Annotated in this window: 13 protein-coding genes; 1 reads left to right on the forward strand and 12 read right to left on the reverse strand. The window is 60.0% G+C overall.

Annotated features, from left to right (window positions below; translation table 11 throughout):
* Positions 1 to 12: 12 nt before the first annotated feature.
* The 9 genes from MWR57_RS11730 to mraZ form a co-directional block, all read right to left on the reverse strand.
* Entirely contained in the window at positions 13 to 201 is a 189-nt protein-coding gene (locus tag MWR57_RS11730) for a hypothetical protein (protein ID WP_423125007.1), read from the reverse strand.
* Between the two features lie 84 nt (positions 202 to 285).
* Complete coding sequence (gene murD, locus MWR57_RS11735) at positions 286 to 1,710, reverse strand: UDP-N-acetylmuramoyl-L-alanine--D-glutamate ligase (protein WP_423125008.1); 1,425 nt, start codon at positions 1,708 to 1,710, stop codon at positions 286 to 288.
* 22 nt (positions 1,711 to 1,732) lie between these two features.
* Entirely contained in the window at positions 1,733 to 2,812 is a 1,080-nt protein-coding gene (gene mraY, locus MWR57_RS11740; RefSeq protein ID WP_423125009.1) for a phospho-N-acetylmuramoyl-pentapeptide-transferase, read from the reverse strand.
* A 10-nt stretch (positions 2,813 to 2,822) separates the two neighbouring features.
* A complete protein-coding gene (locus tag MWR57_RS11745) occupies positions 2,823 to 4,274 on the reverse strand; it encodes a UDP-N-acetylmuramoyl-tripeptide--D-alanyl-D-alanine ligase (protein ID WP_423125010.1) in 1,452 nt (483 codons plus the stop codon).
* 82 nt (positions 4,275 to 4,356) lie between these two features.
* Entirely contained in the window at positions 4,357 to 5,949 is a 1,593-nt protein-coding gene (locus tag MWR57_RS11750) for a UDP-N-acetylmuramoyl-L-alanyl-D-glutamate--2,6-diaminopimelate ligase (protein WP_423125011.1), read from the reverse strand.
* Positions 5,950 to 5,966: 17 nt separating this feature from the next.
* Entirely contained in the window at positions 5,967 to 7,997 is a 2,031-nt protein-coding gene (locus tag MWR57_RS11755; protein WP_423125012.1) for a penicillin-binding transpeptidase domain-containing protein, read from the reverse strand.
* 7 nt (positions 7,998 to 8,004) lie between these two features.
* Positions 8,005 to 8,349 (reverse strand): hypothetical protein, encoded by a 345-nt coding sequence (locus MWR57_RS11760; RefSeq protein ID WP_423125013.1) that lies wholly within the window; start codon positions 8,347 to 8,349, stop codon positions 8,005 to 8,007.
* Between the two features lies 1 nt (position 8,350).
* A complete protein-coding gene (rsmH, locus tag MWR57_RS11765) occupies positions 8,351 to 9,238 on the reverse strand; it encodes a 16S rRNA (cytosine(1402)-N(4))-methyltransferase RsmH (RefSeq protein ID WP_423125014.1) in 888 nt (295 codons plus the stop codon).
* Between the two features lie 6 nt (positions 9,239 to 9,244).
* Complete coding sequence (mraZ, locus tag MWR57_RS11770) at positions 9,245 to 9,721, reverse strand: division/cell wall cluster transcriptional repressor MraZ (RefSeq protein ID WP_423125015.1); 477 nt, start codon at positions 9,719 to 9,721, stop codon at positions 9,245 to 9,247.
* Between the two features lie 438 nt (positions 9,722 to 10,159).
* Here mraZ and typA point away from each other — a divergent pair, with 438 nt between their 5' ends.
* Positions 10,160 to 11,944 (forward strand): translational GTPase TypA, encoded by a 1,785-nt coding sequence (gene typA, locus MWR57_RS11775; RefSeq protein WP_423125016.1) that lies wholly within the window; start codon positions 10,160 to 10,162, stop codon positions 11,942 to 11,944.
* Positions 11,945 to 12,041: 97 nt separating this feature from the next.
* Here typA and MWR57_RS11780 read toward each other — a convergent pair whose 3' ends face one another.
* The 3 genes from MWR57_RS11780 to selA are packed head-to-tail and all read right to left on the reverse strand — an operon-like array spanning position 12,042 to position 16,332.
* A complete protein-coding gene (locus MWR57_RS11780; RefSeq protein ID WP_423125017.1) occupies positions 12,042 to 12,725 on the reverse strand; it encodes an LOG family protein in 684 nt (227 codons plus the stop codon).
* A 41-nt stretch (positions 12,726 to 12,766) separates the two neighbouring features.
* A complete protein-coding gene (locus MWR57_RS11785) occupies positions 12,767 to 14,896 on the reverse strand; it encodes a tetratricopeptide repeat-containing diguanylate cyclase (RefSeq protein ID WP_423125018.1) in 2,130 nt (709 codons plus the stop codon).
* A complete protein-coding gene (selA, locus tag MWR57_RS11790) occupies positions 14,893 to 16,332 on the reverse strand; it encodes an L-seryl-tRNA(Sec) selenium transferase (protein ID WP_423125019.1) in 1,440 nt (479 codons plus the stop codon). Before selA ends, MWR57_RS11785 begins: the two co-directional genes overlap by 4 nt.
* Positions 16,333 to 16,523 lie beyond the last annotated feature (191 nt).

The raw sequence follows: 16,523 nt of genomic DNA on the forward strand, positions 1-16,523 counted from the left end.
GCCACCCATTCCTTATTGCCCGACAGCCAGACTGCGGTTTCCGCCACTTCTCGCCAGCAGCCAATCCTGCGCCCGCGCCATGGTCTGGTGAAAACAATCCGGGCAGTAGCCATGGGAAACCCTGGTTTCCTTGCTTGATTGTCCCTGTATCCACCCGGTCCGGCTCTTGGTTTTCTGGCACACACAGCACACTGTTTGCATAAACCCGTCCTCGCCCTGTTGTCGCCCCCAAGCCGTGCCCCCCTCAGAGACTTGGCTTCCAGGCGTTTTTCCCGACCGTTGCCGCTAGCGCGCTTCCTGCCCCGCCAATCTGCTGACCGCCTGGGCAAACACCTCGCCCCGGTGGCTGTAGCTTCTGAACATGTCAAAACTCGCGCAGGCAGGTGAGAGCAACACCGCGTCTCCCTTCTCCGCCATTGAACTTGCCAGCCTTACCGCTTCGTCCATTTCCGCGGCAAAGGCTATCCGGGTGGTCTCGGCGAAAGCCCTGGCCATTTCTTCCCTTGCCTCGCCGATCAGAACCATGGCCCGAACCTTTTCCCGCACCAAGGGGCGCAGCATCTCGTACCCCCCGCCCTTGCCCCGGCCTCCGGCAATGAGCACCACCTGCTGCTTCATGCCGCCCAAGGCGGAATACACCGCCCCGATATTGGTGGCCTTGGAATCGTCGTAGTAGGAGATTCCATTGATCTCATCCACCAGGGCCAGCCGGTGCGGCAACGGCGCGAATCCGGCCAGGCTCTGCTGAATATCCGCCGGGCTGCACCCCAGGGCCCGGACCGCGAGAATTGCCGCCATGGCGTTTTCGGTGTTTGGCGCCTGGTCAAGAGGGGTTCCGGCCAATTCGTATTCCTCGGTTTTCTTGCCCGGCTCGCCCTTCGCGACAATGCGGACCTTGGTTCCGCTGAGGAAGGCCGCCATCCCGGTCGTTTCGCAGGCGCTGTATTGCCGGATTTCGCCCAGTAGCGGCCAGGGGCTCGTTTTTTCCGACTCTTTGCCCAGCCATCCGGCAATCACAGGATCGTCCCCGTTGACCACGGCCACGTCGCCGGGCTGCTGGTTTTTAAAGAGCGACATCTTGGACTCGACATAGGCCTCATAGGAGGCATACCGATCCAGGTGGTCCGGGGTGATATTGAGCAGCACTCCCACCCGGGGATGGAACTCTCCACCGCTGTCCAGTTGAAAGCTGCTCACCTCAAGAACCACCACCTCACATTCCTGGGGCCCGGCAAGATATTCGGCCAGGGGAGTCCCGAGATTGCCGCCCACAAAGACCTTCTTGCCGCTACCGGCCAGCAGATCGCCGATCAGGGTAGTCACCGTGCTCTTGCCGTTGGTGCCGGTCACCGCCACCAGGGTCCCTTTCAGGAAATCCTTGGCCAGGGCGAGCTCGCCCACCACCGGGATGCCTTTTTGCCGGGCAGCGGCAAGGGGCGCTATGTCGAGCGGGACGCCCGGGCTTACCAGAATACAATTCGCCGATGTTAAAAGCTCAGAGGTATGGCCGCCAGTTTCAACAAAAACTCTTTTCTCCTTCAGCCACCGAACCAAGTCTCCTTCAAGGTTCTCCTGACGGCCACCCTCTGAAACCGATATTTTCACACCCAGATTAAGCAGGAACCGCACCGCGGAAACACCGGACTTGCCAAGACCCACCACGACAACATGGGCTCCGGGCTGCAGTATTTCCTTGAGGTTCCAATTCATCCTTTCATCTTCTCCGATTTTCCTAACGCAACTTCAAGGTTGCCAGAGCGCTCAAGCCCAGGACGATGGAAACGATCCAGAACCGAATCACCACCTTGGGCTCCGTCCACCCCTTCTTCTCAAAATGGTGATGAAACGGGGCCATGAGAAAGATCCTTTTGCCGCCGGTCATCTTGAAAAAACCCACCTGGAGGATGACCGAAAGCGCCTCCATGACAAAGACCCCGCCGACAATGACCAGCAGCATCTCCTGCTTGATGATGATCGCCACCATGCCCAGGGCGGCGCCCAAGGCCAGGGAGCCAACATCCCCCATGAAAATCTGGGCCGGATAGGCGTTAAACCAGAGGAAACCGAGGCTGGCCCCCACCAGGGCGCCGCACAGAATGGCAACCTCACCGGCCCCCGGCACATAGGGAATCTGCAGATATGCCGCCAGCCCGGCATGCCCGGCCAGATACGAAAAAAGCAGATAGACGCTGCTCGTCACCACCGTGGGCCCGGTGGCCAAGCCGTCTAGGCCATCGGTGAGATTCACCGCGTTGGAGGCGCCGACCACCACCAGGATGGCGAAAGCCACATAATAGGTGCCCAGGTCGGGCTGGATATTCTTTAAAAATGGAAAGCTCAAGTGTCCGTCAAAATTCGGGTTGAAATAGATGAGCAACCCGGCAATGGAAGCGCCGAGGATCTGCCAGAACATCTTGCCCCGGGCGCTCAAGCCTTTGCTGTTCTGCTTCTTTATCTTGCGGTAGTCGTCATACGCGCCGATACCCCCGAACCACAGGGTCACCCCGAGGATGATCCAGACAAAGGAGTTCGACAAATCGACCCAGAGCAGGGTGGTCACGGTCACGGCAAAGAGGATGAGCACCCCCCCCATGGTGGGAACCCCCCGCTTGCTGAAATGGCTGGCCGGGCCGTCGTCCCGCACCACCTGGCCGATCTGGTTTTCCTGCATCATCTTGATGAACCGGTTGCCGCACAGCAGCAGGATCAAAAAAGCGGTCAGCGTGGCGCCGATGGCGCGGAAGGTGATATAGCGAAAGACATTCAGCGCGCTGAAGTAGCTGTGGAGCGGATAGAGAAGATGATAGAGCATGGTGCGTTCCTTAGCCCTGCTTCTCAAGCAGATCGTGAGTGATTGTTTCCATCCGCATCCCGCGTGACCCCTTTACCAGCACCCAATCTCCCTGCCGCAAAAGGCCCGCGCCGATGCTCTCGCGCAGCCAATCGCCGATCTGTTCCTTCGTGCTGAAAAACATTGCCTTTTTCTTGCTCATTCCAGCCTTCCAGGCCGCTCCGACCAGGGTTTCGGCAAATTCCCCCACTGCCAGCAACCCATCGAAGCCGAGCCGCGCCACAGCCCTGCCGATGTCCTGATGGGCGGCGATACTCTGTGTCCCAAGCTCCAGCATGTCGCCGAGGACAGCCACCTTCTTGTGAGTGCGATCCATCTGGTGCAGGGTCTCAAGCGCGGCCAGCATCGAAGAGGGGTTGGCATTGTACGCGTCGTTCACCAGCCTGATTCCGCCGATGAGCTTCTGCACCTGAAGCCGTTTTTCAAAGGGCGCGAAACTCTCAAGCCCGGCCACTATATCGGGAAACTTCACCCCGGCCGCATGGGCCATGGCAGCCGCGGCCAGCCCGTTCTGCACATTATGCGCCCCAAGGCCGCGAATTTTCACCCTGGCCTCGTTGGCGCCGATCTGCAGGGTAAACGCCATCCCGCGTTCGCCCAGGCTGCGCAGCCGAAGGCCTCGGACCTCCGCCTTGGGATTGCGGCCGAAGGTGATTTTTTTCTGGCTGCACCGCCGGGCGATGCCCCGCACCCTTTTGTCATCGATATTGACCACCAGCTTGCCCCAGGCCTTGATCCCGTTAAAGAGCTCGCCCTTGGCCCGGGCCACTCCGGAGATGTCGCTTAAGCCCGCAAGATGGGCGTCCTGCACATTGGTGATGCAGGCGATGTCCGGATCCGCGATTTCGGTGAGCCGGGCGATCTCGCCGGGCTGATTCATGCCCATCTCCATCACCGCGAAGTCGTGGTGAAATTCGACGGGCAACAGGGAAAGCGGCAGACCGATCAGGTTGTTAAAGTTGCCTTGCGTCTTCAACACGCTGTATTCTCTGCTTATAATCGCCGCGATCATCTCCTTGACCGTGGTTTTGCCGCAGCTTCCGGTTATCGCCACCACCTGCAGGTCCGGCATCAGCGATCTCCGGTAGGCGGCCAGATCGCCAAGGGCGCGGAGGGTGTCCGTTACCAGCACCACGGGAACAGGCGGCATCTTCTCGGGCACCGCATCAACCACCAGCCCGGCCGCCCCTTTCTGCACGGCTTGCGCCAGGTAGGCATGGCCGTCAAAGTTCTCTCCGCGCAAGGCCACGAACAGATCCCCCGGCTCGATGACCCTGCTGTCCGTGCAAACCCGGCGAAACCCCGCCTCGGTCCGGCCGGAAAGAAACCTGCCCCCAGTGGCCAAAAGAACCTGGGACAACGTCCAGACCGGATTTTGCATGGCGCCAGCGTCAGATTTTTTTACCGTCCTTCCGTTTTGCATGCCGCAAGCACCTGTTTTTCGCACCATTGCCAGATCCATTCCGCTTCCCCCTCTCTGAGATCCTGCTTGCTTCTCCCGACCATTACCAGTTGATCACCGCAGCCTGGGCCGCGGCTTCAAGCCTGTCATCGAAAAAAAATCTCCCTTCCGGGGTTATCTGATAGGTTTCGTGCCCTTTCCCGCACAGCAACACCACATCGCCGGGCAGGGCGTGACGGATGGTTTCCCTGATTGCCTCCCGGCGGGAGGGGACAATATCATAGCCCCGCAGTGCTTCTCCCCGAAGGATGGTCTCAATCCGCATCCGCGGCAGGGTGGTTTCCAATATCCCCGCCTCGATGTCCCGCAGGATATCGGCCGCCCGTTCACTCCTGGGATTATCCGAGGTGAGCACGACCACATCGGCCAACGCCCCGGCAACCTTGCCCATCAGCGGGCGCTTGCCGCGATCGCGATCCCCGCCGCAGCCGAAAATCGCAATCAAGCGGCCGGTGGTCAGGCTCCGCATGGTCTGCAAGACATTGGCCAGCGCGTCCGGAGAATGGGCAAAATCAACAAACACGCTGACCCCTGCCGGGGCAGGAACCCGCTCCAGACGCCCGGGCGCGGTCTGGGCCTGGGCCAGACCATCCACAATCTTTTCCCCGGAAATGCGCAGAGCCATTGCCACCCCCACCGCACCGAGGATATTTTTCAGGTTGAAATTTCCAACCAGTTCGGAACGGAGCTCCAACTCTCCCGCCGGAGTCGTCAGGCTGGCCACCGTTCCGCCAAGGCTCTCCCGAGCCTCCCGCACGGCGACCTCGGCTTCGCTCAGGCCGCAGTCAATCAAGGTTCTTCCCTTCTTTCCCCCGTATCCCAAGGTTTTGTCTGCCCGCAGTTCAGCCAGCAACCGCCTCCCCCAGTCGATGCCGGAATCGTCATGGCTGTCACAGAGAACCACCGCCTTGCCGTCTCGTTTCAGATACTCGGTAAAGAGCCTCTTTTTGCTCGCGAAATACCTGAGCATATCCCCATGAAAATCGAGGTGATCGCGGCTCAGGTTGGTGAACAGGGCCACATCGAAGCTGATGCCCCCCACCCTTTTTTGTTCCAGAGCATGGGAGGAGGTCTCCATGATCACATGGGTGACGCCGTTTGCCGCCATCTCGGCTAAAATCCGGTGCAGACTTACCGGATCAGGGGTGGTGAACGGGGCGGCAATTTCCACTGCGCCATACCGGTAATTCACGGTGCCGATCACCCCGGGCTGGCCGCCGTTTTTTCGGATTATCGATTCCAGGAGATAGGTTGTCGTAGTCTTCCCATTGGTCCCGGTTATCCCGATCATGCACATCCGGCGGGCAGGATGGCCATAAAAGCTTGCCGCCGCCTGCCCCAGCGCCTTTGGCGTATCAGCCGTCTCCAGACAGACCACCTTGCCATGCTTCCAGCCCCGGCAGCGGTCCTTGCCCACCAGCACGGCGGCGCACCCTTTCTTTACGGCAGCCTCAAGATACTCATGGCCATCCACGGTCAAGCCGGGGATGGCGACAAACAACGAGCCCGGGCCTGCCTGGCGGGAATCGGCGGTGATGCTGCGTATCGCTGTATCCTGCAGCATGTCCAGGTTCATGACCTCTACCTCCTCGGCCAATTTCCGCAACGATACCGCAACAAGGTTGTTTTTCCCCATTCCAGGACCCGGTCCCGCTATTGCATCGTTTTCAGGCGCAGCACACACTGCTCAACGCCCCGCAGGGCAGAGCCGGCCAAGGGATACTGACTTGCCACCTGCCCTGAGCCGACAATCTGCAGCCGCACCCCGTATGGCTGTAAAACCTGCATCGCCTTGCGCCCGCTCAAGCCCCGCACATCGGGCATGATCAGACCCTGGGGCCCTTGCGCCAAGGCAGCGGGCAGGGCGGATTGCGCTTGAATCGTTTCCATTTTTTTGTAATAGCCGACTTCGCGCACAGCCAACTCCTTGGCGGTGGGAGGCTTTACCTGATTCTGCAGCGCGATTCTCGCCTGCGGCATCATCTCTTCGGCAAGATCCCGAACCGGCGACTTGGCTTGCGGATCGATATGCGCTCCCTCAAGCACGACAATCATGGCGATTTCAGGGTTGTCCAGCGGGGCCATGCCCAGAAGAATGCTCTCCATCACCGCCGGGCCGGCTTTCGCTTGTTCTCCGCCCTCGTTTGCCGGCGGCGGCGCTGCGCTGTCGCTTGGCGGCTTTGCCTGCCCCTCCGGGAAGGGCTCTTTCTGCAGCAGCGACTCGATGACGAAAACCCCCCGGCCCGATCCGGCAGCCTTCTTCATTTCGCTCCGCATGCCCGCGCTCACATCGGGGCGCACGGCAAACTCTCCGATCCCACGCCGGACCGGCACATCCCACACCTGCTCATCCTGCCAGACCGCCCGGAGAACATGGGGGGTCATCACTTGCCCTCCGTTGATCAACCGGGAAAACGCCGACAGCAACGCCAGAGGGGTTGCCGTCGGAATAGAATCCTTGTCACCATGCAGCGGCTTGGCCTGTATCGCCGGGGGAGGATGCGTCACTTGGCCCCCTTCTTCTTTTTTGATAACCGGACCGGCATCCGCATCCTCCTTTAAGGAGAACATCGCCTCGGGCAAATCCACCTCTCCCTTGACTGTCAACCCGACCTTTTCGGCAAAGACGCTGAACTCGCCACGCCCCACCACGGTCTGGCCCAGGCCGACCCCTTCCGGAGAAATATACCTGCCGTCCGCCACCATATTCCAGGGGCCGCGCTGGATCACCTCCGGCTCAGGCATGGCCTCGCCGCCCGCAGCCCCGTTCCCGCCCCCACCACTCCGGCTATCCAGTGCAGCCGCCTCCTGAAACAGGCGCTCCATCGCGCCAAGATCAAGGAGATCCTCAATGGCCCGATTCCTCCGCGCGTCGGCGCTGAACTCCCAAAATCGATTGGGATCATAATCCGGCAGGTTGGCCAAGCCGAGAATCTCGCCGGTGGACGGGACCATGATCACCGCCACTCCGGCTTTTGCCTCCGTGCTGTGTACCAGCCCCGCGAGTTTTTGCTCCAGAGTATTCTGGAGATGGCTGTCAAGGGTCAGAATGAGGCTTGCGCTGTCACTCCCTTCGGCTATTTTTCTGCTCACTCCGGCGGCGGCCAGCCTCGGGTCATACACCCCGCCGCCCCGAAGAACACTGTCATAATAAAACTCAACCCCGGCCAGCCCCTGCTCGTCCTTTAAAAAGCCAATGACATGGGCGCCAAGCTGGTTGCCCGGATAAAATCGTTGCACCTGATTGATGCGGTACACCCCTTTCAGGTTAAGGTCCGCGATTTTCACCGCTTTCTCGCGGCTCAGATCCCTGCCGAGCCAAGCAAAACTTCTTTCCCCTTTCAGAGCGGAGAGCACATTTTTTTCATCAAGTCCGAGAATCTTTGCAACCTCACGGGCGACCTTCTCGGGCGCCTCGAGTTCCAATGGCCTGGCGTAGAGGGAACTTCGCTGAAAACTCACTGCCAGCTCCATGAAATTCCGGTCATAGATGTTTCTCCGGCCGCCGCCTTGCACGGCGCTGACCTGTTCGTCCCTTTGCTTGTCTCCCTGCGCCTGTTGCCCGCTTTCCCCAAAAAAATGACTTTTTATGGCGATCACGGCAAACACCGCCGCCACCAACAAGAGAATTACTCCCACCACGAGAGGGCGCCGGTCTTTTCCCTCAATTCCCCGCCTCATCATGCCGGGCCTATGGCCTTCTCATCTGCTTCGCGGAAGGCGGGAACAATCCCAGCCGTCCTGCCGCAGCTTCGATTTTTTCCTGTTGCAGCAGCGCATCCTTTTCCGCGGCAAGCGCCATATTGGCCGCAACGAGTTCGGCTTTTTCCTGCTGGCCCTTGCCAAGCCTGCCCAGCCCGTCCCGCAAGGCAACGCCAAACCAGAGGCTGCTGACTACCCCCAGCAGCATGGCGACAACCGCAATTGCCCCGATGATCTTGAACGGCCGTTCCCGATCCGCTCCGCCCGTCCGCCTGCCGGCAACCTTCTGCCTGTTGCCGGAGGTGCTGGAATATTTTTTCGCGTAATCGCGCATCTTAGGTTCTTCCTCTTGCCGCAACCCGCAGCTTGGCGCTTCTTGCCCTGGGATTGCGCAGACACTCAGCGCGACCAGGGGTAAGGGGCTTCGGGGTGACGACCTCGAGCAGGGGATTTTCCCGGAAGGCCTGCTTCACCAGACGATCCTCCAAGGAATGAAAGGAGATGACGCAAAATCTGGCGCCGGGCGCGAGCAGGGTTGCGCCATCGGCCAGAATTCGTTCAAGGCTGTCCAGCTCGCGGTTGACCGCGATGCGCAACGCCTGAAACACCTTGGTGGCCACATGAATTTTCTTGGGATGAAACCGCTTGGGAATGGCTTGGTCCACCAGGGCGACAAGCTGATCGGTGGAAACGATCTTCTCTTTCCGCCGCGCCTCGACAATCTCTTCGGCAATCCTTCTTGCCTGACGCTCTTCGCCATAGTAGAAAAAAATATCCGCCAGCTCCTCCTCGGAGGCCCCGTTGACAAGTTCGGCGGCCGTGGTGGCCTGACGCTGGTCCATTCGCATATCAAGCGGCTCGCTGCCTTTAAAGCTGAAGCCGCGGCCGCTTGCATCGAGCTGCAAAGAAGAAAGACCCAGATCGAGCAGCAGGCCGTCAATTGTGGCAATGCCAAGCTCCATCAGGGTCTCCTTTATCGAGGCAAAATTTTCATGCACAAAACGGACACGGCCTGAAAACCGGGCCAGCCGTTCCTGCGCCAAGGTCAGAGCCGCAGCATCCCAGTCAAAGCCAACAACCCGGCCCGTGGGACCGCAGACCTCAAGAATCCTTTCCGTATGCCCTCCCAGCCCCAGATTGCCGTCAACATATACACCTCCATCCACCGGGGCCAGACAGGTGACCACTTCCTCGAGCATGACCGGGAGATGAGAGGGCTGCATAGAGTATCAGAACAGCCCCATTTCCAAAAGAACCTGCTCGAAATTCTGAAAATTCTCGCCGGTCGGTTTGTTCTCGGCCTCCCAAATCTCCTTATCCCAGATTTCAAAATAGGTGATCATGCCGTTGGCGACGACTTCCTTCCTGATCCGGCAATCTTCCCGCAAGGTGGCGGGGAGCAGGATTCTTCCCTGCTTGTCCAGGGTGCACTCCTCGGCGCCGCCGATCATGTACCGGATCAGCTTGACGGTTTCCGGCCTTTTCTGGCCTTGCGCCAAAAGGGTCATCTCCAGCTCTTCCCAATGGGGCAGCGGGTAAGCGCGGATACAGTTGTGCCAGGGCGTGACCATGAGCCGCTCGTCGCCCTGACTGCGCAGGGACTCCCGGAACCGGGTCGCGATATTCAGCCTGCCCTTGGCATCGAGGGCATGCTCGGAGCGCCCGCGAAAATGACAGACCGGATTTGTGACACTCCCTTCAACCACACGCAGCTCCTTCTTTCTCCCCGATTACCCACTTTACACCACTTTATGTACCCTTATAGTGAAAATGGCTGATCAGTGTCAAGGAAAAAACATGTGAGACCACTTATTCACCCTCCCCTTCGAAAACAGCAAAAAGCACCTCATATAGCGGATAGCAGCACCAAACACCACCACATAAAGTGGCACAGAGAGGGCCACCCATCCTCCTTTCGTCCAAATATTTTTTTTGTGGGGCAAGGTGGGGTGAAAATTAAATACATGCTGGATTTTTTCCCAAAAAAAGCAAATCTCCCGCAATGCCATGCCCCGGCACACTCCATCTCTTTATCTGGCTGTTTTTTTGGTTTTTTCCTTGCCTTTCCACCGACTTTCATTTAAGGTGCCCCTTTTTTTCCCCAAGCCGGGAGCAAACCCTTCTTCATGGAAAGTTGAAAAGTTATGGAACAAAGCACAATCAGAAACGTCGCCATCATTGCCCACGTTGACCACGGAAAAACCACCCTGGTCGACCAGTTGTTCCAGCAAAGCGGCATGTTTCGGGAAAATCAGGAAGTAGCGGAACGCCTCATGGACTCCGGAGATCTCGAGAGGGAACGCGGCATCACCATCACCGCCAAGAACGGCTCATACTGCTACAAGGATTACTGGATCAACATCATCGACACCCCCGGGCATGCCGATTTCGGCGGCCAGGTGGAACGGGTTCTGCGCATGGCGGACGGCTGCCTCCTTTTGGTGGACGCCCAGGAAGGCCCCATGCCCCAGACCTATTTTGTTTTGAAAAAGGCGCTGGCCGCAGGGCTGCGCATCATCGTGGTGATCAACAAGATCGACAAGCCCGCGGCCCGTTGCCCCTGGGTGGTTGATCAGGTTTTCGACCTCTTTGTCAAGCTTGAGGCCCCGGACCACCTCCTTGATTTCCCGGTGGTCTATGCCTCGGCCAAGCAGGGCTACGCCAAGCATCACCTCACCGACGATTCCACCACCATGGAGCCGATCTCCCAACTGATCGCCACCCACGTGCCGCCCCCATCCGGCGACCCCAACGCGCCCCTGCAGATGCAGGTCAGCTCCCTGGACCACTCCCCCTACCTGGGGCGGCTGGGCATCGGCAAGGTGACAAACGGCACTTTGAGCATCAACAAGCCCATTGCCGTGGTCAAGCGCGACGGCAGCGTCTCGCCGGCGCGGCTCACCAAGATCTTCCGCTTCGAGTCCGATAAAAAAGTGGCCACCGATACGGCCGGAGTCGGCGAGCTGGTTGCGGTGGCGGGCATGGACGACGTTACCGTGGGCGTGACCTTCACCGACGCGGACAACCCCATGCCCATGCCCCTGATCGAGATCGATCCGCCCACCATCTCGATGAACTTCATCCCCAACGACTCGCCCTTTGCCGGGCTGGAAGGAAAATTCGTCACCTCCCGTCACCTGGAGGACCGCCTCCGGAAAGAGACCTTGGCAGACGTGGCCCTCAGGGTCGAGCCCATGACGGAAGGCGTGGGCTATGTGGTTTCCGGCCGCGGCGAGCTGCATCTTTCCATCCTCATCGAAAAGATGCGCCGCGAGGGATTTGAGCTCCAGGTCACCCGCCCCCAGGTCATCATGAAGGAGGAAGGCGGCGTCACCCTGGAACCCTACGAAGAGCTGACCATTGACGTGGACGAGCAGTACGCCGGAGCGGTGATCGAACGGCTGGGGATGCTGCGGGGACAGATGCAGGAGATGCACCAGGCAAACGGCATGAACCGGCTGGTCTACAAGATCCCCACCCGGGGCTTGCTGGGCTACCGCTCGGAATTCATGACCGCCACCAAGGGCTTGGGCATGATGAACTACGTGTTCGCCGAATACGGCCCCTATGCCGGGGACATCATCAACCGGGTCAACGGCGTGCTCACCAGCATGGAAACATGCACCACCGTGGCCTACGCCCTGTTCAACCTCCAGGATCGCGGCCGGTTGTTCCTCGGCCCTGGCAACAAGGTGTACACCGGCCAGATCATCGGCGAAAACGCCCGCAACCAGGACATGGTGGTCAATCCGGCCAAGGGCAAGAAGCTCACCAACATGCGCGCTTCCGGCTCCGACGAAAACGTGGTGCTCACCCCGCCGGTGCAGATGAGCTTGGAGGACTGCATTGCCTATATCAATGATGACGAGCTGGTGGAAGTGACCCCGCTCTCCATCCGGCTGCGGAAACGCAAGCTCACCGCCAAATAAGAAGAGCTCGCGCCCTTCCTGACTGCGCACCAAATAAAAAGGCCATGCCGGATATCCTCCGGCATGGCCTTTTTATTTTTCCGGCACCACACAACGATTACAGCACTACGGTCCGCTTGATGTACTTCACAACCTCCTCGGGATCATCCATGACCTGAAAATAGAGCAGATCATCCTCGTTGATATAATTTTCCGCCAAAAGCCGCTCCTTGATCCAGTCCACCAACCCGCCCCAGAAATCAGAGCCCACCAGAATGACCGGGAAGCGCTTGACCCGCCTGGTCTGTATCAGGGTAAGGGATTCGAACAGCTCGTCCATGGTGCCGAACCCTCCGGGCATCCCGATAAAGGCCATGGAATACTTGATAAACATCACTTTGCGCACGAAAAAATACTTGAAGCTCAGCGGCACGTTGGTAAAAGGGTTGGGCTCCTGCTCAAAGGGCAGGTTGATGTTGAGCCCTATGGACAGCCCTTCGGCAATGGCCGCCCCCTTGTTGGCCGCGGCCATGATCCCGGGCCCGCCGCCGGTGATGATGCCGTACCCGGCCGTGGCCAGATCAAGGGCGATTTTCTCGGCCAGCTTGTAATACCGGCCTTCCGGGCTGGTCCGGGCGGAGCCGAAAATCGACACCGCCGGCCGGCCGATGCTGGCCAGGGTGTCAAACCCCTCGACAAACTCGCTCATGATGCGGAACAGCCGCCAGGAATCACCCACCTGAAAACTATCCAGCGAATACTGCTGCCGCTCGTCAACAACTCCGGCCTTGGTCACTCTCATATCAGATCTCCCTTACAGAGCTTGTCCACACACACCATTCTTCAGGAAAGAGCTGCCAGGGCCGCCTGGGCCGGGGCATGCTCCGGGGAATACCGCAACACCTTTTCATAGAGCTTTCTCGCCTTGCCGGGCCTGGCCTGCTGCTCAAACAACCTGCCCAGCAACAAGCCCGCCTCTGCCTGGCGCGGCTCAAGACGGAGGCACTCCGTCAGCGACTGCATTGCCCCTTCCTGATCCTGGGTCATGGCCTGCACCAGAGCGAACCGATACCAATGGTCCGCCTTGCCCCCGTCCAGTTCAACCGCTTGCCCGCACAGGGCCAGGGCGATATCGTGGCCCTGTTTTTCCAGAGCATAGAGCCTGCCGAGCCTGCTCAATGAACCGGCATCCCGCGGATTGCCGCTGACCGCCCGCTGGTAGGCTCCAATGGCCAAACCATTTTCCCCCAAGGCCTCACACGCCCTGCCAAGCCAGCGCGCCACCACCATGGGCTCTCCGCCGGGACGGGACTCTTTTTTGATCAATTCTTCGCATCGCTCCAAAACCGCCCGGGCTTCGGCGTACCGTCCCTGCCGGCAATAGAGCATGCCTAGGTGCTGCAGGAGGTCGGGATGTTCGTTGTCTACGACCAGCGCCCTTTCCCAGAGGGCCAAGGCCTCCGGAGCCTGATTGTCGTCAAGACAGATAAAGCCCAGGTTGAACAGGGCCATGAAATTTTCCGGCTCGATCCCCAGCGCCTTTTGAAAACAGACCCGGGCGCCTTTGGGCCGGTTGAGCTGGATGTTGGCAACCCCCATGCTGTTAAGAATGTTCACATTGCCCGGCTCAAGGAGCAGCCCCTGCCGGTACTCGCCGAGGGCCTTGACCAGATCGCCTTCATTATAATAGACATCCCCGCTGATATTGAGGCTGACCGCATCAAAAACCGCCAGCGAATCCGGGCCGAAAAAGGTTGCGTGCTGCACGGCCTTCCGGCAATTCAAGGGCAAGGCGGACTTTTTAAAATCATGAAAAGGAAAGGTGGCCACGCCCATGGAAAAAGAGCTGCCGCCGATACCCTCCATCTTGTTGCGAAAATCCGCAAGCCAGGCCCGGGCCGCCTCGCCGTCGAGCCCGTCGAGAAACAAAAACGCCTCCCGCTGGTTGACCAGCACCAGCCCTTTCTCCTGGCCGAGCAAGGTTCTGAGCCGCTTGGAGAAATGGTTGCTGGCCGGCTCCTGGTCCATGCGGAGCAAGACCAGGGAGAACCGGGATTTGCCGCGATACAGGGCGCGCAATTTCCGCAGCACCGATTCCGGGGTCTTACGAAAGGGATGCGACTCTATGTCCTGGGCCGTGACATGGCCGCAGAGACTGAAAGGCCCCCGCAACCGGGCGGTGCGCAGAGCCTGCCAGGCCTGCGCCAGAAGCTGTTCCGGAGCGCCGCTCTCCTGGGGGTCGTGGGGCGTCACCGTGGTGATGCCGAGATGGGCCGTGACGAAATTCTCCCGCTTGAGGCGCAAAAGCAGCGATTCGCCCAACTGCCGGGCCTGCTCCATGTCCACCCCATACCAGAGCAGGCCGAAGATCCCGGCGCCGAGATGGTGCAGGTGCATGTCCTCGCCGAGCATGGAGGCAAGACAGCTCCCGGCCCGCACGATGTAGCGCAGGCTCCGGTCCGCGTCGCGGGTGCGCGGATAGACCTCCAGCAGGGCCAGGGTGGCCGGAGCGCCGGGCAACCCGTCCGCCTCGTCCTGCCCAAGGGCCTCAAGCTCGCCCCGCAGATGAAAGCCGTTCACCAACCCGGTGGCCGGATCCTGGCAGCTCTGCTTGAGCAGGTAAAACTCCCTGGAGATGATGTGGCTCTGCTCGTCAAGCCAGACCGGCGGCATCCCGTAGAGCTGCTCCTCGCCGCCCCGCACCACCAGCAGCCCGCAGAGCGTTTCCCCGCCCCAGATGGGGAGCAGCAGTTCCAGCCCCTGTCCATCAACCACGGGCAGATGGTTGTCGCGGATCTGGATCAGCGCATCCTGCAACTCCGGGGGCGGATCGCCCTCCTCTTCGCCCAAGGGCATCAGTTGGGCCGTATCGCAGGGGAAGAAATCAAAGGCAGTCTTGGTGAACAGCGTGGAAAAACGGCGAAGGTCGGCAGGGGTCAAAGGCCCGGCCTCAAACAACAGAGGGATGGTCATTTATTCTTAGCCTCGAAAACTTCTTTCAAACAGTTGGCCAGCAGCGGGATTTCCTTGTCCGCCACGGTGCGCATGTCAAGGAGCAGCCAATCATCCTCGATGCGGCCAAGCACCGGCAGCGACAGCTCCCGCAACCCCTTTTCCAGCTCATTGACACTCCGGTCCAGGGGAGCAAGGGCCACCCCCCGGCTGGGCAGAGGCTGTTCCGGCAGCGAACCGCCGCCCACCATGGAGGCGATACTCTTGAGTTCCACCCGGCAAACCGGCCCAAGGTCCTTCCCGACCAACCGGCGCAACCGCTTGGCCCGCCGGTCGATGGCAGCCAGGGGCATGGCCAGCATGGCCAGGGTGGGGATGGCAGCAAGGGCCTGTTCCTCGTCGAAGTACAGCCGCAGCACCGCCTCCAGCCCGGCCAGGGTAAATTTGTCGATGCGTAGCGCCCGGTTCATGGGGTTACCCTTGATCTGTTCGATGATCTCTTTCTTGCCCACAATAAGCCCGGCCTGGGGTCCGCCCAGCAGCTTGTCGCCGCTGAAGGTCACCACATCGACCCCGGCCCGAACCACCTCGCCCACGGTGGGCTCCTTGGCCAACCCGAAGCGGGAAAGATCCACCAGACAGCCGCTGCCCAGATCCTCCATGACCGGAAGCCCGTGCCGCGCTCCAAGCTCCACCAGCTCCGCAAGAGGAACCTCGGAGGCAAAGCCGATGATCCGGTAGTTGCTGGTGTGCACCTTGAGGAGCAGGGCGGTTTCCGGGGTAATCGCATTTTCATAATCGCGGAGATGGGTGCGGTTGGTGGCGCCCACCTCCACCAGCTTGGCCCCGGTTCGGCTCATCACCTCGGGGATTCGGAAGGAGCCGCCGATCTCCACCAACTGGCCCCTTGAGACGATAACCTCGCGCCCCTTGGCCAGGGTGTCCAGCACCAGCATCACCGCGGCGGCGTTGTTGTTGACCACCAGGGCGGCCTCGGCGCCGGTCAGCTCGCAGAGGATATCCTCAACCAGGCTGTAGCGGCTGCCCCGCTTGCCCGTGGCCAGGTCAAGCTCCAGATTGGAATAGCGGCTGCCCACGGCCAGCAGGCTCTCCATGGCCGCCTCGGGCAGCAGGGAGCGGCCGAGATTGGTATGCACCACCACGCCGGTGGTGTTGATCACGGTGCGGAAATTGGGACGGAGCCTGGCGGCAAGGAGTTTGTGCAGACGGGGAAGCAAAGAGCCTTGAGTCAGATCAGCGGGCTTGAGTGGCGCGCCCGTGAGGATCTCCTGCCGGAGCGATTCCAGCAGTTGGCGCACCGAGCTTTTCACCAGCGACGCAGGCGCAGCGGGAGGCGGGACCAGCCAGCCTAGAAATTCATCAACCTTGGGAATGGCCCGAAGCAGGCGTTGGGTGGAAGCGGCCGGTTGCCCGGCGGATTCAGGTTTTGTGGTCATTCACTCCCCAGTTCAGGCAGAAAACGGAAGGAAAACGGCGGTCTCACAGAAGGAAACCCATAACATACTGAAAGGACTTACCGTTTTTGAGAAAAACTGTCAAGGGGAAGGCACAGCATTCTGGCGGCAAACCGATCATCCTTCCTGGATGTCCGCCCAAACCCTGGCTGCGGAAAATTTCACTTGACATC

The sequence above is a fragment of the Hydrosulfovibrio ferrireducens genome (assembly GCF_046883345.1).
Taxonomy (GTDB): domain Bacteria; phylum Desulfobacterota; class Desulfobulbia; order Desulfobulbales; family Desulfurivibrionaceae; genus Thiovibrio; species Thiovibrio ferrireducens.

Bases quoted from the DNA above. Each gene is read 5' to 3' on its own strand.
- typA (WP_423125016.1), top strand. From the start codon at position 10,160: ATGGAACAAAGCACAATCAGAAACGTCGCCATCATTGCCCACGTTGAC.
- MWR57_RS11785 (WP_423125018.1), bottom strand. From the start codon at position 14,896: ATGACCATCCCTCTGTTGTTTGAGGCCGGGCCTTTGACCCCTGCCGAC.
- MWR57_RS11780 (WP_423125017.1), bottom strand. From the start codon at position 12,725: ATGAGAGTGACCAAGGCCGGAGTTGTTGACGAGCGGCAGCAGTATTCG.
- mraY (WP_423125009.1), bottom strand. From the start codon at position 2,812: ATGCTCTATCATCTTCTCTATCCGCTCCACAGCTACTTCAGCGCGCTG.
- murD (WP_423125008.1), bottom strand. From the start codon at position 1,710: ATGAATTGGAACCTCAAGGAAATACTGCAGCCCGGAGCCCATGTTGTC.
- rsmH (WP_423125014.1), bottom strand. From the start codon at position 9,238: ATGCAGCCCTCTCATCTCCCGGTCATGCTCGAGGAAGTGGTCACCTGT.
- MWR57_RS11730 (WP_423125007.1), bottom strand. From the start codon at position 201: ATGCAAACAGTGTGCTGTGTGTGCCAGAAAACCAAGAGCCGGACCGGG.
- selA (WP_423125019.1), bottom strand. From the start codon at position 16,332: ATGACCACAAAACCTGAATCCGCCGGGCAACCGGCCGCTTCCACCCAA.
- MWR57_RS11755 (WP_423125012.1), bottom strand. From the start codon at position 7,997: ATGATGAGGCGGGGAATTGAGGGAAAAGACCGGCGCCCTCTCGTGGTG.
- MWR57_RS11745 (WP_423125010.1), bottom strand. From the start codon at position 4,274: ATGCAAAACGGAAGGACGGTAAAAAAATCTGACGCTGGCGCCATGCAA.
- MWR57_RS11760 (WP_423125013.1), bottom strand. From the start codon at position 8,349: ATGCGCGATTACGCGAAAAAATATTCCAGCACCTCCGGCAACAGGCAG.
- MWR57_RS11750 (WP_423125011.1), bottom strand. From the start codon at position 5,949: ATGGGGAAAAACAACCTTGTTGCGGTATCGTTGCGGAAATTGGCCGAG.